The organism is Roseateles asaccharophilus (genome assembly GCF_031458115.1).
Classification (GTDB): Bacteria; Pseudomonadota; Gammaproteobacteria; order Burkholderiales; family Burkholderiaceae_C; genus Pelomonas; species Pelomonas asaccharophilus_A.
This window is the reverse complement of the sequence record NZ_JAVDXV010000013.1, coordinates 1-24,314: the sequence shown is the minus strand read 5'-3', so window position 1 is coordinate 24,314 and position 24,314 is coordinate 1. Positions and strand designations below refer to the sequence as shown.

Below are 24,314 nucleotides of genomic sequence, written 5' to 3'. Positions count from 1 at the left end.
CGTGCCGCTACCTCATTTGCTCAGCAGGCGCATCGCGCCTTCCAGGCCGGACAGGCTCAACGGGAACATGCGCTGCTGCATCAGCTGCTGGATCAGCGCGATGCTTTGCCGGTACTGCCACACGCCTTGCGGCTCGGGGTTGATCCACGCGTACTTGGGGAAGGCATGCGTGAGGCGCTGCAGCCATTCGGCGCCGGCCTCGTCGTTGTTGTACTCCACGCTGCCGCCCACCTGCAGGATCTCGTAAGGGCTCATCGTCGCGTCGCCGACGAAGATGAGCTTGTAGTCGCGGTTGTACTTGCGGATCAGGTCCCAGGTGTTGAGCTTCTCGGCAAAGCGGCGCCGGTTGTTCTTCCAGACGAAGTCGTAGACGCAGTTGTGGAAGTAATAGAACTCCAGGTGCTTGAACTCGCTCTTGGCGGCCGAGAACAGCTCCTCGACGCGGTGCACGTGCTCGTCCATCGTGCCGCCCACGTCCATCAGCAGCAGCACCTTGACCTTGTTGTGGCGCTCGGGCTGCATGCGAATGTCGAGCATTCCGGCGTTCGCAGCCGTGCCGTGGATGGTGCCGTCCAGGTCCAGCTCCAGCTCCGACCCTTCACGCGCGAAGCGGCGCAGCCGCCGCAGCGCGACCTTGATGTTGCGCGTGCCCAGTTCCAGCGTGTCGTCGTAGTCCTTGTACGCGCGCTGTTCCCAGACCTTGACGGCGCTCTTGTTGCCGCCCTTGCCGCCGATGCGCACGCCCTGCGGGTTGTAGCCGGAGTTGCCGAAGGGGCTGGTGCCGCCGGTGCCTATCCAGCGGTTGCCCCCCTCGTGGCGCTCCTTCTGTTCCTCGAAGCGCTTCTTCAGCGTCTCCATCAGCTCGTTCCAGCCCATCTTCTCGATGGCGGCCTTCTGCTCGGGCGTCAGCTCCAGCTCCAGCGTCTTCTTCAGCCACTCCAGCGGCACCTCGGCCGTGAAGTCGGTCAGCATCTCCACGCCCTTGAAGTAGGCGGAGAAGGCGCGGTCGAACTTGTCGTACTGGGTTTCGTCCTTGACCAGCGACGCGCGGGCCAGGTGATAGAAGTCGTCGATGGACGCGACGCCGCCGTCCTCGGGGCCGGCGATGACGCCGGCCTGCAGCGCTTCCAGCAGCGTCAGGTACTCGGGCACCGTCACCTTGAGCTTGGCGGCACGCAGCGTGTAGAAGAACTGGATCAGCATGACGGCGCGGTGAGCGGGAACTGCAGGGCGAAAACGATTATGCAGTGCGTGGTCGCACCGCCTTGTCGGTCAACGCCGCGACCCGAACAACTCGCCGAAGAAGTCCCCGGGCTGCCAGCGGGGCCGCTCGGGTTGCCGGGCGACCTCCGCCAGCAGCTCCCATTGCAGCTGCGCGAAGCGTTGCACCGCGCGCCAGTGGAAAGACTGACTCAGGTCGTCGCCGGGCTGGTGATAGCGCAGCCGGCGGAACTCGCGCATCAGCGCGTCGCCGTCCTCGCGCGCGTCGAAGGACGAGCCACCGGGGCCCAGGATGACGGCCGGAATCCCCCGGCGCACGAAGCTGTACTGGTCGGAGCGCGTGAAGCGGCTCTGCTCCGGCTGAGGGTCGGGTGCCGTATTCAGGCCCAGTTTGCGCACGGCGCGCTCGACGGCGGCGCCCAGCGTCGAATGCTGGGCACCCAGCGCCACCACAGTGCTGAAGTCGTGCAGCAGGATGGGCATGTCGATGTTGATGTTCGCGACGAGGGCCGTGGCGGGCACGGGCGGGTGGCGGGCGAAGTAGACCGAGCCGAGGTAGTTCTTCTCCTCGGCGGTCAGCGCGACGAACAGGATGGAGCGGTCCGGCCGCGTGGCGCTGTGCGCCTGCAGCCGCGCGACCTCCAGCAGCGTGGCGATGCCCAGCGCGTTGTCCATCGCGCCGGGGTAGACGGCGTCGCCCTTCTTGCCGAGGTGGTCCAGATGGGCCGACAGCACGATGACCTCGTGCTTGAGTCGCGGATGGCGGCCCTCGATGAAGCCCACGACGTTGTGGCTGCGCGCCTGGCCATGGACGCTGTCGCGGGTCAGGCGTGCGCTCAGGCCCAGCTCGCCGCGCGGCAGCGGGCGGCCGGCCTCGGCGTCGGCGATCAGCGTGGCGTAGTCGCGCCCCAGCGCCGCCAGCAGCCGGGGTGCCGCCTGCACGCTGACGCTGGCCATGGCCTGCATGCCGGGGATGTCGCTGCCGCCGTGGCCTTCGGGCGTGACCCAGTCCATGGACACGCTGTCGGCGAACAGCCGGTTGTTGTGGAAAGGGGCGACGATCTCGCTGCGAGGCGTGGACAGCGTGATGACGCCGATGGCGCCGTGCCGCGCTGCCAGCTCCTGCTTGGTGCGAGCGTTGCCGTAGTGCGCGCCTTGCTCGCTGGGCATCTGCGGCGGCCGGCCCGACAGCACGACCGCGATGCGGCCCTTGACGTCCAGGCCGGCGTAGTCGTCCAGGCCGAAGGCAGGTGCCGAGATGCCGTAGCCGGCGAACACCAGCGGCGCGCTGACCTCGCTGCGCGCCAGCGCAATGTCGGGCCGGGTGCTGAACTCATCCAGCCAGGCCAGCCGCTCGCAGCTCGTGCCGCGGCACAGCTCCAGCACCGGCGGCGTGGCGGCAAGCCGGGCCGTCTTCAGCGGCACAGCCTGCGCGAAGCCGCCGGCGTCGCCGCGGGGCTTGAGGCCCAGCTGCGCGAACTGGCTGGCCACATAGGCCGCGGCGAGGTCGTAGCCGCGCGTGCCGGTCTCGCGGCCCTCCAGCAGCGGGTCGGCCAGGAAGCGCTGGTGGGCCTGCAGCCGCGCGAGGTCGGCCTGGGGGCCGCGAGCAGGCTCGGCGGCCGCCAGCGCGGGCAGTGCCAGCGTGCCCAGTGCCTGCAGCAGTGGGCGGCGTCGCAGGCCCGTCACTGGATCGTGTCCACCATCACGGGCTTGCCCGTGAGGTAGCCCTGGATCAGCTGGAAGCCCATGTCGCGGCAGACCTGTGCCTCGGCCTCCACCTCCACGCCCTCGGCCAGCGGCACGGAGCCCAGCTCCAGCACCATGCGCACCAGGTCGCGCACCATGCGCTGCTTGCGCTCGCTGGCTTCGTGCAGGTTGCGCACGATGCCCATGTCGAACTTGACGAAGTGCGCCGGCACCTCGGCCAACTCGTTCAGCCGCGCCTGGCCGGCGCCGAAGTCGTCGTAGGCGAAGCGCACGCCGATGCTGCCCAGGCGCGCGGCCAGTTCGCGCATGCGCTCCACCTCGACCACGGCGCTCTCGTGCACTTCCACGACGATGTGCGGGCGGCCGGGCAGGTCCAGCAAGCCTTGCAGGGACTGGAAGAACTCGTCGGTGAAGGTCTCGGTCGGGTGGGTGTTCACGAAGATGCCCAGGCCTTGCGCCTTGGGGGCCAGCGCCGTCAGCCCGTAGGACCGGAATGCCGCGCTCAGCTCGGCCTCGCGCCGCAGCGCGGCGGCCATGCTGAACAGGTGCATGGGCGAGCCGGGCAGCTCGGGGTGCGTGCTGCGGCCCAGCAGTTCGTAGGCCAGCAGCTTGCCGGTGTGTGCATCGACGATGGGTTGCGCCGCGGCGGTCAGGCCACGGCCGCCCAGGAACTCCATGAACTGCGCTTCGTGACGGATGAAGTGCTGGCTCAGCGTCTGCGTGCCCGACACCATGCGCGTCGGGTCGTGGTGCGGTTCCGCCAGCGTGGCGCCCGTGGCGTCGCCGGTCAGGCGGAATTCGGCGTGGCAGAAATGGATGATGTCGTTGGGCAACAGAGGCCGGGCACCTTCCACGCGCTCGCGGTTCACGAAGGTGCCGTTGGTGCTGCCCAGGTCCACCAGCAGCAGGCCGCCGGTGTCGTCGGCCTGCAATTCGGCATGACGGCGCGACAGGCCGGCGGCCTCGATGGTCAGGTCGTTGCCGGCATCGCGGCCCACGCTGAACGGCAGACGGTCGATGCGGTGGGTGACGCGCGAACCGTCGGCGACGATGCTTTCAAGGAACCAAGGCGTGCTGCCCATTCGTGCTCTCCGAGCCCCTCGCCGCAGCCTCGGTGCGTGCGCCGCAGGGATGGCACATTCTGAAACACATCGCCGGAGGTGAACACCGGCGCTTCCCCTGGTTTGAGGGCCGGCCTAGCTACGGCATGGCTCCACTCGGAACTCCACGCGGCGGTCCAGTGCGTCCACGGCGTTGTCGCTGCCGCTGCCCACGAGGTTCTCGCGCCAGCCCATGCCGCTGGCCTTGATGCGCTGGCCCAGCCCGGCGGACTCCGCGGCCAGGCGTTGCTGGATGAAGCCGGCGCGCTGCAACGACAAGGTGTCGTTGGCCTGCTCCGTGCCGGTGCGGCTGGTGTGCCCGACGATGGCCATGCAGACGCGCGCGCCGGCGCTCTCCTTGGCGATCTGCCGCAGCCACATCGGGTAGGCGCCGCTGACCTTGGGATCGGCCCAGAACTCGGTGCTGCTGCCGGGGTTGAACAGCAGCTTCACGTCCAGCTTGTTGGAGCGCAGACCGTAGGCCACGATCTGGCCGAACGCGGCTTCGGCTTCGGCGGTGCGGCCGAGCCGCACGAAGTTCAGGTAGATGCCGTTGAGCGTGCGCAGCTGTTCACCGCCGGCCTGGTTGCGGGCTTCCTGGTACTTGGCCAGTGACTCCGGGTAGCGCTCGGCGTTGTACAGCGTGCCGGCCTCGTTGATGACGCTGGCCACCGCGACACGTTCCATGTAGACGCTGTTGGCCGCGCGGCCCGGTGGTGTCAGTGCGGTGCCGATGTAGGCGTCGACGACGCGGTCCTTCACGAGCACGGGGCTGTCCTGGTAGATCGCCAGTGGCGTGTGGTTGAGACCGTCATCGCGGGCCAGCGCCGAGGCCTGCGCCACCACCTGGCCGGTCTTGATCTCCACCAGCGCCAGGTTGATCTGCAAGGAGCGCTTGCCGGGCACGTCCAGCAAGCGGGTCAGCGTGCCGGTCAGCAGGTACTGGACCTTGGCCAGGTTCTCGCTCTTGAAGGGCAGCAGGTCGAAGCTGCCCTCCGTGCGCGCCGCCAGCCGCTCGCCGATGCGGCGTTCGAGCAGCAGCGTGGTCTGGGTCTGCTGACCACTGGTGGCGTCGATGGTGGGATCGACGACGACGCTCTTCTTGGCGATCTTGGACTCGACCTTGGCCAGGAAGCCGGGCAGCTTCTGCGTCTGGTTCACGAGGCCGTCGGTCGCGACGACGATGGCCTCGCTGAAGGACAGTTCGTTGGTGGACACCGTGGCCTGCTTGGGCGCCGTCTCCAGGCAGCCGGCCAGCAGGACCAGGCAGGCCAGCGCGGCGGCATGCCCCGCGCGAACCGAAAGACCGACGCGATTCACGAGGCTGAGGCGACTCATCGGCATTCCCTCTTCAGGTAGGCGGTCTCACTGGCCGTCAATGGCTCCAATGAGGCCTTTTGCAGAATATCACTGCACTGTGCGCCTCTCGTGACGGTGGGCGCGGGGGCGGCCACGACGGGGCGCGGTTTGGGCGTGGTCGCGGGCGGCCGGGTCGGCACCGAGGCTGCAGCTGCTGGCGTGGGCGCCGGCGCGGCCGACGCGGGCAGGGCGGGGGCGGTCGAGGCCGCCGGGGCGGCGGCTTGAGGCGCGGAGGCGACCGGTGCCGCGGCCGAGGCCACGGACGACGCGGCTTCGGGCACGGTGGACGGCGGCAGCGGGGAGGGCGCAGGAGCCACCAGCAGTCGATAGCCTCCCCATGCCAGTGCGGCCAGCCCGACCACGCCCGGAATGATCAGGCGGCGCAGCGCGGAAGGAGCGGGCGTCTGTGCGGGCGCGGGAACGGGCTGCGGTGCCGCCGGGCGTGGCGGCGGCGGTGGCGCCGCAGGCGGCAGCACGGGCGGTGGCGGCGGCGTGGGCTGTCGTGCCGGTGCCGGCGGCGCGGGGCTCGGGGCCGTGGGCACCACGACCTGCGTGGGGTCGAAATCCGGCAACAGGATGGTCTCGTCGCCGGTCGGGACGCCCAGCGCCTTCAGCTGGGAGAGTTCGAGCGCCTGCGTGTCGTCAGCAGTGAGCAGCGCACGGAATTCGGCGATGGATTGCGGGCGATCCTTGGGGTGGACGGCCAGTGCGAGGTCGATGGCCGCGAGGAAGGCGTTGCCGCAGCGGCCCGCAGCCACCGTGGCCAGTGGACGCATGCCGTCATGCAGCAGGCGTTCGACGGCCGGCACCGTGCGGCCGCCGCTGATGGCCGCGTACAACACGCTGGCCAGCGCGAAGATGTCGGTCCAGGGGCCCTGGGCGATGCCGGGCATCTCGCCGTACTGCTCGATGGGCGCGAAGCCCGGCTTGAGCATGGCGGTCAGAGCGTGCGTCTGTTCTCCGATGACGCGGCGCGCGGCGCCGAAGTCCAGCAGCAGCGGCCCGTTGTCGGTCAGCAGGATGTTGTCCGGCGCGATGTCGCGGTGGTAGCAGTGCTCCTTGTGCAGCACCTCCAGCGCATCCAGCAGCGGCATCAGCCAGGCGCGCACCTCGGTCTCGGTCGGCGGCCTGCCGAGCTTGGCCATCGAGGCCTTCAGCGTGGGGCCCTGGTAGTAGGGCATGGCCATGTAGGCGGTGCCGTTGGCCTCCCAGAACTGGTGCACCTTCAGCAGGGCCGGATGGTCGAAGCGGGCCAGCAGCTTGGCCTCGTTGACGAAGCTGCGCAGGCCGATCTGGAAGGTCTCCTCGTGCACGGGCGACTTGACCAGCACCGTCAGCGACTGGCCGGCGCGCGCGGCCATCGACGAGGGCAGATATTCCTTGACGGCGACCTGGCGCTCCAGCACCACGTCGGTGGCCAGGTAGACGATGCCGAAGCCGCCTTCGCCGAGCACGCGGTCGATGCGGTAGTCGTGGATGCGCGTGCCGGTCGGGAGGGTGTGACCGGGCGTCAGCGGGGTCGGCAGCGCGATGGTGGGCTCGGCCCGGTCTTCGGGAGGATCGGCGGCGGCTGCGCTCATCTGCGGGGCAGGACGATCATGGCGGGCCGATTATGGGAGGGCCCGGCCGCCGCGCCGATCATCAAGATTCATGCAGCGTGCTGCTTCAGCCACGCGAAGAACTCGCCGTACCAGAGCCGGCTGTTGCGCGGCTTCAGCACCCAGTGGTTCTCGTCCGGGAACCACACCAGCCGCGCGGGCACGCCCAGCGACTTCAGCGTGTTGTAGTAGGCCAGGCCTTGCGCGTCGGGCACGCGGTAATCCATCGCGCCGTGGATGACCAGCGTGGGCGTGGCGAAGTTCGCCGCGAATGCATGCGGGCTCTGCGCGGCGATGCGGGCCGGGTCGTCCCAGTAGGCGGCGCCCAGTTCCTTGCGGTGCCAGCTGTAGGCGTCGTCCGCGTACATGGCCTGCCAGTCGTAGCAGCCGGCGTGGCAGACATAGGCCTGGTAGCGGCCGGGTTTCACATGGCCGTTCATCCACGCGACCATGTAGCCGCCGTAGCTGCCGCCGGTGGCGACGATGCGTTTCTTGTTCACCCAGGGCTTCTTCAGCAGCCATTCGGTGCCGGCCTCGACATCCTGCAGTTCGTACTCGCCCCAGCGGCCGGTGATGCTGTCCAGGAACTCGTGGCCGAAGCTGGACGAGCCGTGGTAGTTCACGCAGGCAACCACATAGCCCTGCGCCGCGAACGCCTGGTGGTTCCAGCGCCAGTGCCAGCTGTCGCCGAAGGCCGTGTGCGGGCCGCCGTGGATGACGTGCATGACCGGCCACTTCTTCTTCGCATCAAAGCCCGGCGGATAGATCAGCCACATCTGCACGTCGTCGCCGCGCGCGCCGGTGATGGTGACTTCCTCGTGGCGGCCGAAGGTGTGCGCGGCGAGGCGGGCATCGTTCAGCGCCTCGATGCGGCGCGGGGCGCCCTCGTCCAGCACCGACAGTCGCGGCGGGAATTGCACGCTGTCATGGTTGATGACGGTGAAGCCGGCCTCCTGCGCGAATGCGGCCACATGGCCACCCTCGAACACGACCTCGGCCGCGCTGTCGCCCAAAGCGAAGCGCCATATGTGGCGACGGCCCCGCTGCTCCGCCGCGAACAGCACGGCCTGGTCGTCTTCGGCCCAGCGCAGCGGTGCGGTGACCTCGTGGTCCCAGCCGTCGCTGAACACGGCCCAGCGGCCGTGCTGGTCCAGCACGGCGAGCTGGTCGGGTCGGTTGTGGCCCAGTGCCTGGTGGCTGGCCAGGAAGGCCAGGTGGCCGCCGGCATGGCTGTAGCGCGGTGCGCCGAAATGCCAGTCGGCATCGCGCAGCAGCAACTGCGCATGGCGCGTCTTCACGTCGATCTCGGCCAGCGCGTAGCGGTTGTCCAGCCGCTTGTCGGCTTCGGGGTCGAACACGAAGGCGATGCGCCGGCCGTCGGGTGACACATCGAAGCAGTCGGCATCCGGCTCGGCGCGGCTCAGTTCCAGGTCGCTGCCTTCAAACAGGTCGCGGGCCTTGCCGCTGTCCACGTCCATCACGTGCAAGTGCGGCACGCGGCCCATGGGGATGTGGTGGTCCCAGAAGCGGTACAGCGCCTCGTCGGTGACGTAGGCCGTTTCCTTGCGGGCCTTGAAGTCCTTCAGCGCGTCGGCCTGCGCGGCGGCCTTGCGGTCGGGCCAGACCCAGGACACGAAGGCGATGCGCCGGCCGTCGGGGAACCACTTGAAAGCCTCCACGCCGGTGGGCACCTGGCCCACGCGACGTGCCTCGCCGCCGTCGGGCGCGATGACGTAGAGCTGCGGCTCGTCGTCCTTCTGGCCGCCTTGCTCGCGCTTGGCCGTGAAGGCGATCAGGTCACCGCGCGGGCTCCACTGCGGATGGCCGTCCTTGTCGCCGGCCGCGGTCAGGCGGCGTGGCTCGCCGCCCAGCGTGGAGAACAGCCACAGGCTGGACTGTGCCTTGTTGGTCTCCATCGAATGCCGCGTGACGGCGGCCACGGCCTGGGCGCCATCGGGGCTGAGGCTGGGCGCGCCTATGCGGTCCAGGGCCCAGAGTGCGTCAACGTCGAAGGTGGCGTTGGAGGGCCTGGAGGTTTTGCTCATGTTCTGGGGCGGGTCAGTTGCCAGTTCAGATGCGCCTTGACCTCGGGCCATTCGCCCACGGTCAGGCTGTACATGACGGTGTCGCGCACCGTCCCGTCGCGGCGCAGCGCGTGATGGCGGATCACGCCGTCGCGCTTGGCGCCCAGGCGCTCGATGGCGCGCTGCGAGGCGTGGTTGAAGTTGTCCGTGCGCCAGCCCACCAGCTTCGCGCCCAGCGTCTCGAACGCGTGCGTCAGCAGCAGCAACTTGGCCGTCGTGTTGACGGCGCTGCGCTGAACGCGGCTGGCGTACCAGGTGTAGCCGATCTCCACGCGTTCCACGGCGGGCACGATGTCGTGATAGCTGCTGCTGCCCAGCACGTCGCCGGTGTGAGCGTCCAGCACGGCGAAGGGCAGGCGGTGGCCGGCGGCCTGACCGGCCAGCGCGGTTTCGACATAGGCGGCGGTCTCATCGGGCGCAGGCACGCTGGTGAAGCGCAGATTCCACAGTTCGCCGTCGGCCGCCGCGGCCTGCAGGCCCGGCACATGCTCCGGCGTCAGCGGCACCAGGCGGATGGGGCCGGCCGCCAGCGTGACGGGCAGCACCGGCTTCATGGCTTGTCCTTCAGCATCAGCCGCCGCGCCACGAAACGACCCACGCCGCAGCCGCCGACGATGAGCAGCAGGCCGACGACCTGGCGGGCGTTCCATTCGCTGGTGGCGATGAAATCGATGCCGAATTGCCGGCCCAGCCACCAGCCGGCCAGCGCACCGCCCACGAAGCCGACGGCATCCGCCAGCCCTTCGCGCATCGCGCGGTTGAAATCCTGGGCCATCAGCGGTTGTTTCTCTGCATGAACACGAGTTTCTCGAACAGGGTCAGGTCCTGCTCGTTCTTCAGCAGCGCGCCGACCAGCGGCGGGATGCTGACCTTCTCGTCCTTGGCCTGCAGCGCGTCCACCGGCACGTCCTCGGCAACGAGCAGCTTGAGCCAGTCGATCAGTTCCGACGTGCTGGGCTTCTTCTTCAGGCCGGGCAGGTTGCGCACGTCGTAGAAGTTCTTCAGCGCGGCGGCCAGCAAGTCCTTCTTCAAGGTCGGGAAGTGCACATCGACGATCTTCTTCATCGTCTCGGCGTCGGGGAATTTGATGTAGTGAAAGAAGCAGCGGCGCAGGAAGGCGTCCGGCAGTTCCTTCTCGTTGTTGGACGTGATGAACACCAGCGGCCGATGCCTGGCCTTGATGAGCTGGCGCGTCTCGTAGACGTAGAACTCCATGCGGTCGATCTCGCGGAGCAGGTCGTTCGGGAACTCGATGTCGGCCTTGTCGATCTCGTCAATGAGCAGCACGACCGGCTGGTCCGCCTCGAAGGCCTGCCACAGCACGCCCTTGACGATGTAGTTCTCGATGTTGCGAACGCGCTCGCTGCCCTCGATGCCGGCCAACTGCGAATCGCGCAGCCGGCTGACGGCGTCGTACTCGTACAGGCCTTGCTGCGCCTTGGTGGTGCTCTTGATATGCCACTGCAGCAGCGGCATGCCCAGCGCCGAGGCCACCTCCTCGGCCAGCATGGTCTTGCCGGTGCCGGGCTCGCCCTTGATCAGCAGCGGGCGCTGCAGCGTGGCCGCCGCATTCACGGCGAGCATGAGGTCGGCGGTGGCGACGTACTGGTCGGAACCTTGGAATTTCATGGGGGAAACCGGGGCAAAACCCGAGTTGGAGGGGTGCCGGGCCAGTATAGGAGGCCTCCTATAATCGCCGCCGCTCCAGAACACGAACCCACGGGACCATGAAGAAACTGCTGCAGATCTCGCTCGCCCTAGCCGCTGCCGTCAGCGCCTCCGGCGCCCTGGCCCAGGACGTCAAGGCCGGCGAGAAGAAGATCGCCATGTGCATTGGCTGCCACGGCATTGCGGGCTATCAAGCCAGCTTCCCCGAGATCCACCGGGTGCCAATGATTGCCGGCCAGAACGCCAAGTACATCGTTGCGGCGCTGCAGGGCTACGCCAAGGGCGACCGCAAGCACCCGACCATGCGCGGCATCGCCGCCTCGCTGAGCGAGCAGGACATGGCGGACATCGCCGCCTTCTACGAGCAGCAGGCCAAGGTGCCGGCCGCGCCCGAAAGCGTGCCCGCCGCGCCGGCCCAGGTGGCCGAGCTGCTGACCAAGGGCGCCTGCATCTCGTGTCATGGCGCGAACTTCAGCAAGCCCATCGATCCGACCTACCCCAAGCTGGCCGGCCAACATGCCGACTACCTGACCGTGGCGCTGAAGTCCTACAAGACCGAGAAGAACGCCAATGTGGGTCGCTCCAATGGCGTCATGGCCGGTCAGGTCAAGCAATTCAGCAACGCCGAGCTGAAGGCCATGGCCGCCTACATCGCCGGCCTGCCCACGGAGATGGCCACCGTGCCGCAGAAGAAGCTGCGCTGATCCTCGGGTTCCCCCTTGGCTCAGTAAGCCGCCCTCGTTCGCGAGTGGCGGCTTTTTGTTGTCCGCGCGCAAAGCGTGCAGGGTTGCACAACGTTGTCGTCCGGTGCGGGCAGATACTCCGCAGACCGAGACGACACCGACAATGTTGAAAAAGATCTCGACCACCGAAGTGAGGCTGGGAATGTTTGTCCAGGCCCTGGAAGGGCCCTGGATGTCGCATCCCTTCTGGAAGACCAAGTTCGTCCTGAACGATCCGGCCGATCTCGCCGCGCTGAAAGGCAGCGGCGTGCCGGCGGTATGGATAGACATCAGCAAGGGCCTGGACGTGGAGCTGGCGGCCGCTGCTGCGGCCCCTGCCGCCACACCTGCGGCACCGGCGCCGGTCGCTGCGCCTGCGGAGATGGCGGCGCCCCCCGTTGCCCAGCCCGAACCCCGGGCGAGCATGGAAGAGGAACTGGGCCGCGCCGCCCAGGTGCTGGGGCGTGCCAAGGTGGCCGTCATGGCGCTGTTCGGCGAAGCGCGGCTGGGCAAGGCCATCGACTCCGAGGTCTGCCTGCCCATCGTGGACGAGGTGACGTCGTCGCTGGCGCGCAACCCGTCGGCCTTCGTCAGCCTGGCCAGGCTCAAGACCAAGGACGACTACACCTATCTGCACTCGGTAGCGGTGTGCGGGCTGATGGTGTCGCTGGCCAGGCAACTGGGCCTGCCCGACGAGCAGGTCCGCGAGGCCGGGCTGGCGGGCCTGCTGCACGATGTGGGCAAGATGCAGATGCCGCTCACTGTGCTGAACAAGCCCGGCGCGCTGACGGATGCCGAGTTCGATGTCATGCGCAGCCATCCCGAGCGTGGCTTCGAACTGCTGAGGGAAGGCGCCAAGGTGCCTGATGCGGCGCTGGACGTCTGCCTGCACCATCACGAGAAGATGGACGGCACCGGCTACCCGCACAAGCTCGCGGGTGAGCAGATCAGCCTGATGGCGCGCATGGGTGCCGTCTGCGATGTCTATGACGCGATCACGTCCACGCGCCCTTACAAGACAGCGTGGGATCCGGCCGGCTCGCTGCAGCGCATGGCGCAGTGGAAGGGCCAGTTCGATCCGGCGATCTTCCAGGCCTTCGTGAAAAGCGTGGGCATCTACCCCACCGGCACGCTGGTGCGGCTGCAATCGGGCCGGCTTGGGGTGGTGGTGGACCAGAACCCGTCCTCGCTGGTGGCGCCGCGGGTCAAGGTGTTCTTTTCCACCAAGTCCGGCATGCCCATCCCGCTGCAGGTGATCGATCTTTCCTCGCAGCACGCCAACGACCGAATCGTCGGCCGGGAGCCGCCCGAGAACTGGGGATTCAAGCACCTGGACGAACTCTGGAACCCCAGGACCTGAAGGGTGTTGCCACCCCCTCCTAAACTGTCTCCAGACAAGGCAGTTGGGAGTCATTGATGAAACGATGGATGGGCATGGCCCTGTTGCTGTGGGCCTGCGGAGTGTCCGCGCAGACCTTGCGCTGGGCCAACCAGGGCGATCCGCAGACCATGGACCCGCACTCGCAGAACGAGAGCCTGACCAACATGGTCAACGGCCAGATCTACGAGCGGCTGACCAACCGCAATGCCAGGCTGGCCATCGTGCCCGGCCTGGCTGAGCAATGGACCCAGACTGGCCCGCTGTCCTGGCGCTTCAAGCTGCGGGCCGGCGTCAAGTTCCATGACGGCACGCCGCTGACGGCGGACGACGTGGTCTTCTCCATCCAGCGCGCCAAGGAGCCCACGTCGCAGATCGCCGTCTACGCGAACGCGGTGGGCACTCCGAAGCGCGTGGACGACCTGACGGTGGATTTCCAGCTCGCCACCTTCAACCCCATCTTCCTGCAGCACATCGACCAGCTGTGGATCATGAGCCGCAAGTGGTGTGAGACGCACCGCGTCGCCAAGCCGCTGGATTTCAAGAACAAGGAAGAGAGCTTCACGTCGCTGAACGCCAACGGCACCGGGCCCTACACGCTGGTCAGTCGTCAGCCGGGCATCAAGACCGTGCTCAAGCGCAACGCCAACTGGTGGGGAAAATTCCAGGGCAATGTGCAGGATGTGGTCTACACGCCCATCGCCAGCGATGCGACCCGGCTAGCCGCGCTGATCTCCGGCGAGATCGACTTCGTGCACGACCCGGCACCGCGCGACATCGCGCGGCTGCGCAACACGGCCGGCCTGAAGATCATCGACGGCCCCGAGAACCGCATCGTCTTCATCGGCATGGACCAGTCGCGCGACAAGCTGCTGTACGGCAAGGTGCCCGGCGACAAGAACCCCTTCAAGGACCTGCGCGTGCGCCGCGCGCTCTACCAGGCCATCGACATCGAGGCGCTGAAGGCCAAGCTGATGAGCGGGCTGGCGGTGCCTACCGGCGGGCTGACGCCGTCCGGCGACGCGTCCTTCGACGACCCGGCGCTGCACACGCGGCTGCCCTACGACATCGCCGCGGCCCGAAAGCTGATGGCCGAGGCCGGCTACGCGGAAGGCTTCGAGGTGACGCTGGACTGCCCCAACAACCGCTACATCAACGACGAGCAGATCTGCGCGGCGCTGGCCGCCATGTGGGCGCAGCTCAAGATCAAGGTCAAGGTCAACGCGATGCCGCGCGTGCTGTACTTCCCCAAGCTGGAGAAGCAGGACAGCAGTCTGTTCATGTACGGCTGGGGCGGCAGCGTCACCGACGCCGAAGCCATCCTGACGCCGCTGTACCGCAACCGCGGCGACAAGGGCGTGGGTTTCTACAACTTCGGCAACGTGCGCAACGACAAGGCCGATGCGCTGATGGCGCAAAGCAGCGTGGAGGCCGACCCCAAGAAGCGCGAGGCGCAGATCCGCGGCGCGCTGGTCGAACTGCGGGAACAGGTGGCGGTGATTCCGCTGCACCGCCAGATCATCCCGTGGGCCGTGCGGGCCAACGTGACGCCGGTGCACCGGCCCGACAACTGGGTGGAGCTGGCCTGGGTGCAGGTCAAGTAAGCCCTGCACGATGCTGCGGCTGGCAGCCCTGTTGCAAAAAACCGGCGCAATGGAGGAGGCTTGTCGCTTTGCTTGCGCGGGATGATTCAGTTCCGCGCCAGCGTGAAATCTGACAGGGTTCGCAAGGGGGCCGACGGCTAAGCTGTCCTCCCAGATTTCACTTTTCCCGTCATTCCTGACGGTGACAGCACCATGGAGTGCCGCATCCTGGCGTTGGCCGCGCTGGCCACCTTGGCAGTGCCCGCCGGGGCATTCGCCCAGCCGTTTCCAGATCCCCAAGACGACAAGGCGTTGCAAGCGCTGCTGCAACGTGAGGTGCAAGGGCCATCGCGCTATGCGCAGAGCCTGATGGATGCGCCGGCTGCGGTCACCGTCATCGGCCGCGATGAAGCCAGCCGCCTCGGCCACCAGACGGTGGGCGACATGCTTGCGCGGCTGCCCGGCGTCTACATCGGCAACTCGCGCAGCTACAGCTCGCTGGGGCTGCGCGGCTTCAATCGCCCGGGCGACTACAGCTCCCGCACGCTGATGGCGCTGGACGGGCAGCGCCTGAACGATGCGATCTACGACCAGGGCCTGCCGCAGCTGGAACTTCCGGTGACCGCTGAGTGGGTCAAGCGGGTCGAGCTGGTGCAAGGCCCGGGTTCGTCGATCTACGGCAGCAATGCGTTGCTTGGCGTCGTCAACATCGTCACGCTGGATGGCGCGGATGCGCCGGGTCTGTCCATGAACGGCAGCCTGGGCGAGAACCGGCAGCGCCGGATGAACATGCAGTACGGCGCCGCGGATGCCGGCGGAGGCGACCTCTTCGTCGGCTTTAATGCGCAGCGCCTGGACGGCGAGGATCTCTACCTGCCCGAGCTGGGAACGCCGGATGGCTGGGTGCGCGGTCTGGACGGCGAGCGGCAGGTGTCGCTGCTGGCCAAGTATCGTCATGGTGCCTGGCGCTCGTCGGTGACGGCCGTGCGGCGCGAGAAGGATGCCCCCACGGCGCCCTACGGCACGCTGGCCGGCGAAGCGGGCACCACCTATGTGGACAGTCTCGTGCTGGGCGAAGTGGCCTACGACGAAGGCTGGCAGAGTGACCTGCGCCGCAGCCTGCGGGTCAGCATGGCGCATTACGACTTCACCGGCAGCTACGTGTTTGGGGAGCCGGCGCAGCGGCTCGTCAACCGTGATGAGGCCCACGCCCGCTGGCTGACGCTGGAGGGCCGGGTGCTGTGGCGCGGCCTGCTCAACCACGAGCTGATGGCAGGTGCCGAATTGCGCACCGCACCGCATGTCGTGCAGCGCAACTATGACGCGGACCCATACGGGCTCAAGCTCGACTCGAACGTCTCGCAGGACTTCGCCGCCGCCTATGTGCAGGACCAGTGGCGTCTCACCCCCACGCTGCAGTTGACCTCCGGCCTGCGCCTGGACCACGTGCGTGGCTACTCGCCCGCCTTCTCGCCGCGCGCGGTGCTGGCGTTCCGGCCCGACGAACGGGAGTCGTTCAAGCTGGTGTGGGCACGCTCCTTCCGCACGCCCAATGCCTACGAGCGCTTCTATGACGACGGTGGCACGTCGCAGCTCGCGAATCCGGCGCTGAAGCCCGAGCGGCTGAACTCCATCGAGGCGGCCTGGGAGTACCTGCTGCCGACCGGCCAGGCACTCAGCGCCAACGCCTACTACACGCGCATGAACCGCCTCATCGAGCTGGTGCCGCTGAGCGACGAGCCCGACGCTGTCGTGCAGTCGCGCAATGTCGGCCGCGTCAGCCTGCGCGGCGTGGATCTGGCCATCGAGCAGCGCGTGGCCGGCGGCTGGTTGTGGCGTGCCAGCGCGTCGTGGATGTATGCCCGCAACGAGGCCGGCGAACGGTTGAGCAATGCGCCCGCATGGATGTTCAAGGGGCATGTCATCTCACCCGAATGGTGGCGTTGGCAGCTGGGTGTGGAATGGTCGGTGCTGGGCCCACGCATGGGTCGTGTCGAGGTGCCGGCAACAGCCGTCGTCAACGCCCACCTGCGATGGCGCTTCGCGCCGCAGCAGACGCTGGCGCTGCACGTGGCGAACGCGCTGGACCGGCGCAACTTCGATCCGTCTACGCCGGACACGCCGCTGGACGTCATCCCACAGCCACGGCGCAGCGTGCGTTTGGACTGGACGGTCTCGTTCTGACGGACATGGCTCTCGGCCTGAGGACTTTCCATCTGGTGGCGTCAGCGCGCTGTTGGCTGGAGCTGCTGGTCTTGCTTGCGGGCGGGCTCGCGCCCGTCGGCGAATCGGCGGCCGAACCGGCCAGTGCGGAGACGCTGAAGACCGAGGTCATCTATCGCGCGCTGATGTTCGTCACCTGGCCCGCCGAACGTGAAGCTGCGGGGCGCGGGTTGCGTGTCTGCACGCTGGCGGACGGTCGCATGGAAACCGCGTTGCAGTCGCTGCAGGGACGCCCCATCCGCCAGCTGACCATCGATGTGCGTCGTTTGGCCCGCCCCGAGCAAGCGGGGGACTGCCAGTTGATCTACCTGCCGACACCCATGCCTGCGCTGAAGGCGGCGCTCGCCGGGGGGGCGATCCTGGTCGTTTCGGATGCCCCGGCCATGCTGGACCATGGCGCGATGATCAACCTGCAGATCGAAGACGGGCGTATCGTGTTTGACGTCGAGTTGGATGCCGCACGACGCGCGGGGCTCGACATCAGTACCAAGCTCCTGCGCTTGGCCCGATTCGTCCGCCGACAGCAGACCTCGCCATGAAACCAGCGTTGATCGACGCCCTTGAGCGCCGCCGCGAGTTCGTGGTGGCGCTGGCCACGTTGCTCGTCTTCGCGGTCGTGCTGAGCCTGCTGCAGTACGGCCGCCTGCGCGATCGCCAGTTGCAGGACCTGCATACACAAACCAGCATCGTCGCGCAGACCGTGTCTGCCGCACTCGTGTTTGAAAGCCGCGGCGATGCCGGAGAGAGCCTGGCGGCGCTGGCCCAAAGCCCAGCCGTGCTGAGCGCCCGTTTGCTCAACAGCGCGGGCAACGAATTCACCCGCTACGCACGTGCCGACCCTGCGGCGTCCGAGCTGGCCGGTACGGTGGAGGTGCAGGTGCCGGTTCTTGCCAACGGGCGCCACGTCGGCGCGTTGGTCGTTCAAGCCAGCCGGTTGCCCATGTGGGCTGACCTGGCGCAGTTCCTGGTTGCCACGTTCGGCACCCTGCTGGTCACGGCCGTGCTGGCCTGGCTGTTCTCCAAGCGGCTGCGTGCGCAGATCAAGGAGGTCGAGCGACGCACCCGCTATCTGGCCCGCTTTGATGCGCTGACGGACCTGCCCAACCGGGAGCACATGCGCGCGCTGCTGGAGCGAACGCTTCACCAGCGCGACCGCGCCACGCTGATGATCCTGGACTTGGACAACTTCAAGCAGATCAATGACCAGTACGGCCATGCTGCTGGCGATGCCGTGCTGCAGGCCACCGCACAGCGCCTGCGCGAACTGTGCCGGCCTGGCGATCAAATCGCTCGACTGTCGGCCGACGAGTTTGCGTTGCTGTTGAGCCCCGGCCTCCTGGACAAGCCGCTGCGCGAGCATGTGCAGCGCCTGCAGGCGGGCCTGACCCAGCCTTGCCTGCACGATGGCCAATGGCTGCGCGTGCATCTCAGCGCCGGTGCTGTGTCGTTGCCAGACCATGCTGGCACGGCGAGTGATGCGATGCGCAGTGCCGATGCGGCGATGCGCCATGCCAAGCGGCTGGGTGTCGACAGCTTCCAGCAGTTCACGACGGAGATCGGCGAGGCCTTGCATTCACGCCTGGCACTCGAGAACGACATCCGCACGGCGCTGGCAGAGGAGCAGTTCTCACTGCACTACCAACCGCAGTACGACGCGCAGCGGCGTGTACAGGGCTTCGAGGCGCTGGCACGCTGGCGCCACCCGACGCGGGGCTGGGTGTCTCCGGCCGAGTTCATCCCGGTTGCGGAGAGTTCAGGACTGATCGTCGAATTGGGGTTGGCCACACTGGCGCTGCTGCGCCGGGACCTGGACGGCTGGCGAGTGCGCGGCATCAACTGCCCGACGGTGGCCATCAACCTGTCCTGGGAGCAATGCCGCAAGCCTCAGCACCGGGAGCGGTTCCTGCAGCAGCTGCGCTCGCTGCGCCTGGAACCGCAGGACGTCGAGTTCGAGCTGACTGAGAGTGCCGACTTCGAAGACATCGACACGCCAGACTCTTTCATCTTCACGCTGCAGGGGCTGGGCTATGGCCTGGCCATTGATGATTTCGGCACCGGCTACAGCTCGCTGGCCTACCTGCGGCGCATGCGCTGCCGCAAGCTCAAGATAGACCGCCTGTTCGTGCATGGGCTGTCGGCCAATGCGGACTCGCACATGCTCGTGGAGTCCGTCGTGCGCGTCGCACACGCGATGCGCATGGTGGTCGTGGCGGAGGGGGTCGAGCTGCCGGCTGACGAAGCCGCTCTGGTGACCATGGGCTGCGACCTGATGCAGGGTTTCGGCTTCTGCCGGCCAGTGCCGCCTGAGGAGGTGGCCCAGCTGCTTGTGACTTGAACCAATGACTTGCACAGGGGCGGAGGCAACGGATTGCACTTTCCGTCCTTTTGCCGAGGTTTCTAGGCCCTCTATATGGCTTGTCGGCGCCCATCTTGAACAGTCCGATTGCACTTTGTCGGTTGGTCACGATTCGGGTTGCACTAAGGCAGCCGCGCCAACTGCACGTTTGGCGATTGGCCCCTTCCCGTGTATCAGGCCATCCGTTATCGTCTTCGACGACCATGCAGCCCCTGAATCACAAGCAGATCTTCTTGGATGTGCTTCGCCTGTACTTTGCGCCATTTACTGGTGCTATCAGAGGCGCGTGCCGCGAGGTTGGCATCGTCACGCGAAGGATCGAGCGACGACGGCACCATGAGGCCGCTGCCCAAGGTCGGCACACAGGCAAGATCTGAGTTGACGGGGTTGTTCTTGCGTCGCCGCGGGAAATGGCTGCTTCGCAGCGGTTGCAGCCGGTCGGCGCCGTTCGCCGTGCGTCCGGTGGCGGACTCATTGCGGTCACTGCGACGCAGGCGAGGCAGGTGCTGACGTAGACGCACAAGCTCCCAGCGGCACACGAACACAGCTAGGCAGCAGGTCCCAGCAACTGCTGCCGCATCGCCGTGGCGACCTTCTGCGCCATCTGGTCATCGCCCATTGCTCGTGCCATCGTCACGGCCCCGATCAGCGACGCAAGAGCGGTCAGCGCACCCGACTGTGTCGCTGGCTTAGCAGGCGAGTCCGGTCCGTCGACGACCGCTGCTGCGATGGACTGCAGCCTTTCCTGAAACACGCCCTTGGCTGCGTCATCAGCGCGTGCCAGCTCAGGTGTGAGCGTTTGAAGGCTGCAGCTCTGCGCCAGGTCGCAACTCAGTTTTTCACCTAGGTAGAACCGAACGAACTCAGGCCACCACGCCTGACCGTGCTCCTGCTGGAAGTAGCGGATTCCACCAAGCAGCTCATCCATGCCGAAGGCAACCGCCTCTCGAAACGCATCTGCCTTCGAACTGAAGTTGGCATAGAACGCTCCAGACGTTACCCCTGCGCGCTTCGCAAGCCCATCCACGCCGATGCCGTAGCCCTGGCTTCGAAAGCCCTCAGCTGCAGCCTGCCGCATCCGCTGACGTGTCTGCTCCTTTTGCTCGCTTCTCATCGCTTGGTCCATTAAAGCCAATAACCCATCTTATCAGTCGGATAACGAACGCTATTTAAAGTTGGGTAACGGTCGTTATGTGAACGCCGCTTCTACCTCACTCAACTGGAGCAACGCTATGCCCCTGACCCTCATCGTTACCGAAGGACTGATCCCCCCGAGCCGGTACGCAGACACCGTCGCGCGTCTTTCTGAGTCGTTCCTTCGCATGCACGGCCTGTCCGGAAATCGGGCACTGACGCCCAACGTGGTGGGCCACGTCCAGAGCGTGCCGGCCGGCAGCAGCTTCTGTGGCCTGGAACCAAGGCCCATCGCTGTTGTCGAGTGGTTGACTCCCTCCTTCGCCTTCACGTCGCGGGAGGTCCAACGGGCCTACGTGAAGGAGGCAACGGACATCGTCGAAGAGGCTTGCGGGGGGCGTCAGCCCCGCGAGCACATCTGGGTCAACGTGAAGCATGCAGTCGATGGCACCTGGGGTATTGGTGGCGAAGCGCTGACGAATGCCGAGCTGCTGGAGGCCGTGGCAAAGGGGTGATTCAGCCCTCGATAGTGCAATTCGCAAGTGCTGGCGAGCCTGCTCGCCAGCCGTCACGCCATAAGGGAACACCTCCATGCCGTTTGTCCAAATCTTTCACAGCAGAGACTTCAGCCAAGAGCGGGTCGAGCGTCTCGGAGACGCTGTCCATCAAGCCCTCAGGGACACCTTCGGTGTCGCGTCAGACGACCTGTTTCAGGCGTTCTCCGCACGCTCGGCAGGCTCTCAGCTGAGGATCACGCCAGCTTTCCTGGGTATCCGGCATTCGGCCGACGCGGTCTTCGTGCAGATCACCTGCGCGCCCGGCCGCACTGTCGAGCAGAAGCGAGCGCTGTTTGCTGCCATCGTCTCTCACACCCAGGCAATGGCCCATGTCGACCCGGGTGACGTCATCGTCAACCTGGTTGAATCCAGTCGAGAGAACTGGTCGTTCGGCAGCGGTCTCGCGCAGGCTACTGCATGAGGGGCCTTCCACTGCAGCGTCCGCGCTTGCTGCACACAATGCTGCGCGTCCGGAACCTTGACGTCGCGCTGGGCTTCTATGTCGGAAAGCTTGGCATGCGGCTGCTGCGACGTCAGGACTTTCTGGAGGGGCGGTTCACGCTGGCGTTCGTTGGCTACGCGGATGAAGGCGAGTCCACCGTGCTGGAGCTGACTGAGAACTGGGAGGCCCGGGAGTACGAATTGGGAAGCGCCTACGGCCATATCGCCATCGGCGTCCCCGACGTGTTCGAGGCCGCAGAAGCCTTGAGGGACGCCGGCGTTCCCATCACACGCGAACCCGGCCCGCTGAACGGAAGTCCCGATGAGGTCATCGCCTTTGTGAATGACCCTGACGGCTATCGGGTGGAACTCATCCAGCGTTGAGGGTGCCAGGCGGGCGAGGCTCGGGGTAATGCGTGCAGCTACTTCGAACGTTGATACGCCTCGATCAGCGGAAGAATCGCTGACCGGCGGGCTTGGCTCGACGGCGGCCAGAACACCTCGCGGTCGTAATACTCTGGCACCGCAGGCGCATCGCTAGGCAGCACAACCCATGGCTGCTTGGATGCGGTGAAGATGTGGATGTCTGGAGGGAGCAGGTCGGGGTTGTCCAGCGTACCCACGCGAACGAACTTCACCACAGGCCCGGCACCAGCGTAGTTACTCCACACGGCAACCTTGCAGCGCGGGCAGCGGGCAATCAGCTGACCGCTGCCGCTATTCGACGGTGTGTTGACCATCTCCGGGTCCTGACCAAGCTGCGTGACGCGGTCGCCCTCGATCATGGCGTTGAGCGCGAACGACGCGCCCGACTCCCGCTGGCACCAACGACAGTGGCAACAGTGAACAAAAAGCGGCGCGCTCTCCAGGCGATACCTGACTGTGCGGCAGTCGCAGCCGCCCTCGGTAGGAAACAACGTGGTCCTGTCCATGCAACCCTCTTGAGCTTGGCTGATACTTCCCCGCAGGTGACGCGAGCTCGATGCTAGCCGGTGGACCTCACCGCTGCAGTCGCCTCAGTCGCAGCAATGGCTGAACGCGCAGACACGGAGGAACCTTGAGTAAATCGACAGGTGACGACTTGGTAGGGCGGGTCCGCGGCGCGCTTGCCGGCGTGTCTGACGTGAGGGAGAAGCGCATGTTCGGCAGCCTCGGGTTCATGGTGCGAGACAACCTGTGCGTTACAGCTCGGCCCGAACGACTGATGTGCCGCATCGACCCAGCTCTGCACGACGAGTCGCTGAAGCAAGAAGGCGTCGAGACCGTCGTCATGAAGGGGCGGCCATATCTCGGCTACGTCTTCGTTGCCTCGACAGCGGTAAATACCAATGCTGCCCTGGACCGCTGGATCGACCTCTGCCTCCAGCACAACGCTACGCTGCCGGCCGGCAAACAAAAGACGCCTGTCGCGCGCAGCACGTCGAAGGCTGGCTAGCGCGCCTCAGGGGTGGCCGGCAGTTCGCCTTTGCACCCGCGCGCCCTCATGCGCGTTCGGGCAGATCACCAACTCGACGGTCAGGCCCGTCTGCGCCTGCGCGCGCTCGGAAGAACGGTGTCCAGCCAGGTCAAGGCGTCGTCAATCTGGCGGTGAACCACAGCCGGATCGCGCCGCGCTTGCGCAACGACGGCCGCCCCTTGCAGGCGAGCGAGCAAGTGCTCGGCAGCTCGCTCGGCGTCCTTCTTCTGCATCGTCTGCGCGAAGGCCTCGAACAGGTAAGCCTCCAGCTTCAGCAGCAAGCCCGCAGCGTTCGTGTGGAGTGCGTCATCCGTCTTGCCGAGTTCAGTGGCCAGACCGCCGACCGGGCACCCGTATTGGGCCAGTTCGTCGGCGGATGCCCGGACGTGATCCAGCAGGCGACCAACCGTTGCGCGGGCGTCCTCGCCGGGCTGTGCCGGTGCGACCAGCTCGTCCCACAGCGCCTTGGCGCGCGCTTCGACCACCGCCTCCAGCAAGTCCTGTTTTGTCTTGAAGTAATAGGCCAGATTGCCCTTCAGCAGTCCTGAAGCCTCGGCGACGTCCGCGATGGACGTCGCTGCGAAGCCGCGAGTCGCAAAGAGCCGCGAAGCAGCGGCCACAACGCGGTCTCGGGGGGCGGACGTCTCTGTCATGAACTGATTCTATCTGGACGCTCGTCCAAAATGTCACTTGTTTGGACGGTCGTCCTGATAGCATTGGGCGACCGTCCAACAGGGGATTCGATATGTCACTTCGCCAGGGCGGCATTGCGCCCGACTTTCAGACCACCGATATGTTTGGTGACGCCGTCCGACTTTCCGACTTGAGGGGGCAGCCGCTCCTTCTGTCGTTCATGCGCTATGCGTCTTGCCCAATGTGCAACCTCAGGGTGCGGGAGCTGGTCCTGGCGCACGAGCGGCTGTCGCGCGATGGGCTGGTGATGCTCGTCGTGTTCCAGTCCACCGCCGAAAGCATGCAGGAGTATGTGGGTCGGCATGACGCGCCGTTCGCGCTGATCCCCGACCCGGACATGACGCTCTACCGGCTATTCGAGGTAGAGCGGGGCTGGGCCGGACTTCTTGCTCCGAGCAACGTGGTGCATGCGGTCCGGGCGTTCTCCAAGGGATTCGCGCCTGGCCGAATAGAAGGCCCATTCGACCGTCTGCCTGCTGACTTCCTCATTGGGGCCGATGGACGCATCGAGCTGGCGTACTACGCCCGTGCCGCGGGTGAACATGTCCCGCTGGACGAGGTCTCCTCCTGGTTGAAGCGCAATCCGCCCATCGTTGCAAGCGAGGTGACGGCGTGACGGAAGCGCCTGAGGTGGTTCGAATCCCCATATTGCCGTTTGGTCTGGTCAATGCACACCTCGTCGTAGGCGCTACGGGCGCCGTGCTGGTGGACGCAGGTCTGCCCGACACGGAGCGCGCCGTGGAGAAGGCCTTGCAGTCCCGAGGCATGAGCTGGCACGACATCCGGCTGATCGTCGTCACGCACGCCCACATCGACCACGCAGGCAATGCGGCGCGGCTGCGTGCGCTGACCGGCGCGCCGGTTTGTGCGCACGAGGGCGATGCGCAGCACTACCGGCAGCGAGAGCACATGACGTTCTGCGCGACGGGCACCTTCGGGTGAATCGCCCCGGATTTCCTAGACACCCGTGAGCCGTTGGGAATGGCGTCGTTCGAACTCGACCGGCGAAGTGTCGCCGGCGGTGCCGTGGCGCC

General features: G+C 66.7%; 24 protein-coding genes. 12 read left to right on the top strand and 12 right to left on the bottom strand.

Translation table 11 applies throughout. The features are described from left to right. Positions 1-12 precede the first annotated feature (12 nt). From J2X21_RS25930 to J2X21_RS25890, 9 genes are all read right to left on the bottom strand, one after another. Entirely contained in the window at positions 13-1,203 is a 1,191-nt protein-coding gene (locus J2X21_RS25930) for a vWA domain-containing protein (protein WP_310333040.1), read from the bottom strand. Positions 1,204-1,272: 69 nt separating this feature from the next. Next, on the bottom strand, positions 1,273-2,907 hold the full coding sequence (locus J2X21_RS25925) for a M28 family metallopeptidase (protein ID WP_310333039.1): 1,635 nt from the start codon (positions 2,905-2,907) through the stop codon (positions 1,273-1,275). After that, on the bottom strand, positions 2,904-4,010 hold the full coding sequence (locus J2X21_RS25920) for an EAL domain-containing protein (protein WP_310333038.1): 1,107 nt from the start codon (positions 4,008-4,010) through the stop codon (positions 2,904-2,906). The genes J2X21_RS25925 and J2X21_RS25920 overlap by 4 nt, the downstream gene beginning before the upstream one ends. 114 nt (positions 4,011-4,124) lie before the next feature. Beyond that, positions 4,125-5,366, bottom strand: coding sequence for an OmpA family protein (locus J2X21_RS25915; RefSeq protein WP_310333037.1), 1,242 nt, complete (start codon positions 5,364-5,366; stop codon positions 4,125-4,127). Further along, entirely contained in the window at positions 5,363-6,967 is a 1,605-nt protein-coding gene (locus J2X21_RS25910) for a serine/threonine protein kinase (protein ID WP_310333036.1), read from the bottom strand. Before J2X21_RS25910 ends, J2X21_RS25915 begins: the two co-directional genes overlap by 4 nt. A 68-nt stretch (positions 6,968-7,035) precedes the next feature. Next, positions 7,036-9,030, bottom strand: coding sequence for a S9 family peptidase (locus J2X21_RS25905; protein WP_310333035.1), 1,995 nt, complete (start codon positions 9,028-9,030; stop codon positions 7,036-7,038). After that, a complete protein-coding gene (locus tag J2X21_RS25900) occupies positions 9,027-9,623 on the bottom strand; it encodes a GNAT family N-acetyltransferase (protein ID WP_310333034.1) in 597 nt (198 codons plus the stop codon). Before J2X21_RS25900 ends, J2X21_RS25905 begins: the two co-directional genes overlap by 4 nt. Next, positions 9,620-9,844: a hypothetical protein gene (locus tag J2X21_RS25895; RefSeq protein WP_310333033.1), complete on the bottom strand. Its 225-nt coding sequence runs from the start codon at positions 9,842-9,844 to the stop codon at positions 9,620-9,622. The genes J2X21_RS25900 and J2X21_RS25895 overlap by 4 nt, the downstream gene beginning before the upstream one ends. Next, positions 9,844-10,698: an AAA family ATPase gene (locus tag J2X21_RS25890; RefSeq protein ID WP_310333032.1), complete on the bottom strand. Its 855-nt coding sequence runs from the start codon at positions 10,696-10,698 to the stop codon at positions 9,844-9,846. Before J2X21_RS25890 ends, J2X21_RS25895 begins: the two co-directional genes overlap by 1 nt. A gap of 98 nt (positions 10,699-10,796) precedes the next feature. On the opposite strand from J2X21_RS25890, the gene J2X21_RS25885 reads away from it, so the two are divergent. The 6 genes from J2X21_RS25885 (at position 10,797) to J2X21_RS25860 (ending at position 18,978) form a co-directional block, all read left to right on the top strand. Then, complete coding sequence (locus J2X21_RS25885) at positions 10,797-11,441, top strand: c-type cytochrome (protein WP_310333031.1); 645 nt, start codon at positions 10,797-10,799, stop codon at positions 11,439-11,441. Positions 11,442-11,583: 142 nt separating this feature from the next. Further along, entirely contained in the window at positions 11,584-12,819 is a 1,236-nt protein-coding gene (locus J2X21_RS25880) for a cyclic di-GMP phosphodiesterase (RefSeq protein ID WP_310333030.1), read from the top strand. 56 nt (positions 12,820-12,875) lie between these two features. Next, positions 12,876-14,441, top strand: a complete 1,566-nt coding sequence (locus tag J2X21_RS25875; protein ID WP_310333029.1) for an ABC transporter substrate-binding protein — start codon at positions 12,876-12,878, stop codon at positions 14,439-14,441. Positions 14,442-14,633: 192 nt separating this feature from the next. Beyond that, entirely contained in the window at positions 14,634-16,604 is a 1,971-nt protein-coding gene (locus J2X21_RS25870; RefSeq protein WP_310333028.1) for a TonB-dependent receptor plug domain-containing protein, read from the top strand. 5 nt (positions 16,605-16,609) lie between these two features. Next, the gene (locus J2X21_RS25865; RefSeq protein ID WP_310333027.1) at positions 16,610-17,182 is read left to right on the top strand and encodes a YfiR family protein; all 573 of its coding nucleotides are present in this window, start codon (positions 16,610-16,612) and stop codon (positions 17,180-17,182) included. Further along, the gene (locus J2X21_RS25860) at positions 17,179-18,978 is read left to right on the top strand and encodes a putative bifunctional diguanylate cyclase/phosphodiesterase (RefSeq protein WP_310333026.1); all 1,800 of its coding nucleotides are present in this window, start codon (positions 17,179-17,181) and stop codon (positions 18,976-18,978) included. The genes J2X21_RS25865 and J2X21_RS25860 overlap by 4 nt, the downstream gene beginning before the upstream one ends. 568 nt (positions 18,979-19,546) lie before the next feature. Here the strand turns inward: J2X21_RS25860 and J2X21_RS25855 are convergent. Further along, positions 19,547-20,113 carry a TetR/AcrR family transcriptional regulator gene (locus J2X21_RS25855; protein WP_310333025.1) on the bottom strand — a complete coding sequence of 189 codons (567 nt, stop codon included), beginning with the start codon at positions 20,111-20,113 and terminating at the stop codon, positions 19,547-19,549. A gap of 118 nt (positions 20,114-20,231) precedes the next feature. On the opposite strand from J2X21_RS25855, the gene J2X21_RS25850 reads away from it, so the two are divergent. The 3 genes from J2X21_RS25850 to gloA all read left to right on the top strand — a co-directional run bounded on the left by J2X21_RS25850 (position 20,232) and on the right by gloA (position 21,515). Further along, entirely contained in the window at positions 20,232-20,648 is a 417-nt protein-coding gene (locus J2X21_RS25850) for a tautomerase family protein (RefSeq protein ID WP_310333024.1), read from the top strand. A gap of 76 nt (positions 20,649-20,724) precedes the next feature. Continuing rightward, on the top strand, positions 20,725-21,111 hold the full coding sequence (locus J2X21_RS25845) for a tautomerase family protein (protein ID WP_310333023.1): 387 nt from the start codon (positions 20,725-20,727) through the stop codon (positions 21,109-21,111). After that, positions 21,108-21,515, top strand: coding sequence for a lactoylglutathione lyase (gene gloA, locus J2X21_RS25840; protein WP_310333022.1), 408 nt, complete (start codon positions 21,108-21,110; stop codon positions 21,513-21,515). The genes J2X21_RS25845 and gloA overlap by 4 nt, the downstream gene beginning before the upstream one ends. Positions 21,516-21,553: 38 nt before the next feature. On the opposite strand, the gene J2X21_RS25835 is transcribed toward gloA, so the two are convergent. Further along, positions 21,554-22,063 carry a GFA family protein gene (locus J2X21_RS25835; RefSeq protein ID WP_310333021.1) on the bottom strand — a complete coding sequence of 170 codons (510 nt, stop codon included), beginning with the start codon at positions 22,061-22,063 and terminating at the stop codon, positions 21,554-21,556. Positions 22,064-22,245: 182 nt separating this feature from the next. Between J2X21_RS25835 and J2X21_RS25830 the strand changes: the two genes are divergently transcribed. After that, the gene (locus J2X21_RS25830) at positions 22,246-22,566 is read left to right on the top strand and encodes a TfoX/Sxy family protein (RefSeq protein WP_310333124.1); all 321 of its coding nucleotides are present in this window, start codon (positions 22,246-22,248) and stop codon (positions 22,564-22,566) included. Positions 22,567-22,646: 80 nt separating this feature from the next. Here J2X21_RS25830 and J2X21_RS25825 read toward each other — a convergent pair whose 3' ends face one another. Next, positions 22,647-23,207 carry a TetR/AcrR family transcriptional regulator gene (locus tag J2X21_RS25825; RefSeq protein ID WP_310333020.1) on the bottom strand — a complete coding sequence of 187 codons (561 nt, stop codon included), beginning with the start codon at positions 23,205-23,207 and terminating at the stop codon, positions 22,647-22,649. Between the two features lie 125 nt (positions 23,208-23,332). Between J2X21_RS25825 and J2X21_RS25820 the strand changes: the two genes are divergently transcribed. Beyond that, complete coding sequence (locus J2X21_RS25820; RefSeq protein WP_310333019.1) at positions 23,333-23,896, top strand: peroxiredoxin-like family protein; 564 nt, start codon at positions 23,333-23,335, stop codon at positions 23,894-23,896. Next, entirely contained in the window at positions 23,893-24,222 is a 330-nt protein-coding gene (locus tag J2X21_RS25815; protein ID WP_310333018.1) for an MBL fold metallo-hydrolase, read from the top strand. Before J2X21_RS25820 ends, J2X21_RS25815 begins: the two co-directional genes overlap by 4 nt. Positions 24,223-24,314: the final 92 nt, after the last annotated feature.

What these genes read in the sequence shown, in the direction of transcription:
- J2X21_RS25865 (WP_310333027.1), top strand. Translation starts at nt 16,610, where the DNA reads ATGGCTCTCGGCCTGAGGACTTTCCATCTGGTGGCGTCAGCGCGCTGT.
- J2X21_RS25880 (WP_310333030.1), top strand. Translation starts at nt 11,584, where the DNA reads ATGTTGAAAAAGATCTCGACCACCGAAGTGAGGCTGGGAATGTTTGTC.
- J2X21_RS25820 (WP_310333019.1), top strand. Translation starts at nt 23,333, where the DNA reads ATGTCACTTCGCCAGGGCGGCATTGCGCCCGACTTTCAGACCACCGAT.
- J2X21_RS25890 (WP_310333032.1), bottom strand. Translation starts at nt 10,698, where the DNA reads ATGAAATTCCAAGGTTCCGACCAGTACGTCGCCACCGCCGACCTCATG.
- J2X21_RS25835 (WP_310333021.1), bottom strand. Translation starts at nt 22,063, where the DNA reads ATGGACAGGACCACGTTGTTTCCTACCGAGGGCGGCTGCGACTGCCGC.
- J2X21_RS25855 (WP_310333025.1), bottom strand. Translation starts at nt 20,113, where the DNA reads ATGAGAAGCGAGCAAAAGGAGCAGACACGTCAGCGGATGCGGCAGGCT.
- J2X21_RS25920 (WP_310333038.1), bottom strand. Translation starts at nt 4,010, where the DNA reads ATGGGCAGCACGCCTTGGTTCCTTGAAAGCATCGTCGCCGACGGTTCG.
- gloA (WP_310333022.1), top strand. Translation starts at nt 21,108, where the DNA reads ATGAGGGGCCTTCCACTGCAGCGTCCGCGCTTGCTGCACACAATGCTG.
- J2X21_RS25860 (WP_310333026.1), top strand. Translation starts at nt 17,179, where the DNA reads ATGAAACCAGCGTTGATCGACGCCCTTGAGCGCCGCCGCGAGTTCGTG.
- J2X21_RS25910 (WP_310333036.1), bottom strand. Translation starts at nt 6,967, where the DNA reads ATGAGCGCAGCCGCCGCCGATCCTCCCGAAGACCGGGCCGAGCCCACC.
- J2X21_RS25850 (WP_310333024.1), top strand. Translation starts at nt 20,232, where the DNA reads ATGCCCCTGACCCTCATCGTTACCGAAGGACTGATCCCCCCGAGCCGG.
- J2X21_RS25900 (WP_310333034.1), bottom strand. Translation starts at nt 9,623, where the DNA reads ATGAAGCCGGTGCTGCCCGTCACGCTGGCGGCCGGCCCCATCCGCCTG.
- J2X21_RS25870 (WP_310333028.1), top strand. Translation starts at nt 14,634, where the DNA reads ATGGAGTGCCGCATCCTGGCGTTGGCCGCGCTGGCCACCTTGGCAGTG.
- J2X21_RS25885 (WP_310333031.1), top strand. Translation starts at nt 10,797, where the DNA reads ATGAAGAAACTGCTGCAGATCTCGCTCGCCCTAGCCGCTGCCGTCAGC.
- J2X21_RS25895 (WP_310333033.1), bottom strand. Translation starts at nt 9,844, where the DNA reads ATGGCCCAGGATTTCAACCGCGCGATGCGCGAAGGGCTGGCGGATGCC.
- J2X21_RS25875 (WP_310333029.1), top strand. Translation starts at nt 12,876, where the DNA reads ATGAAACGATGGATGGGCATGGCCCTGTTGCTGTGGGCCTGCGGAGTG.
- J2X21_RS25845 (WP_310333023.1), top strand. Translation starts at nt 20,725, where the DNA reads ATGCCGTTTGTCCAAATCTTTCACAGCAGAGACTTCAGCCAAGAGCGG.
- J2X21_RS25930 (WP_310333040.1), bottom strand. Translation starts at nt 1,203, where the DNA reads ATGCTGATCCAGTTCTTCTACACGCTGCGTGCCGCCAAGCTCAAGGTG.
- J2X21_RS25915 (WP_310333037.1), bottom strand. Translation starts at nt 5,366, where the DNA reads ATGAGTCGCCTCAGCCTCGTGAATCGCGTCGGTCTTTCGGTTCGCGCG.
- J2X21_RS25905 (WP_310333035.1), bottom strand. Translation starts at nt 9,030, where the DNA reads ATGAGCAAAACCTCCAGGCCCTCCAACGCCACCTTCGACGTTGACGCA.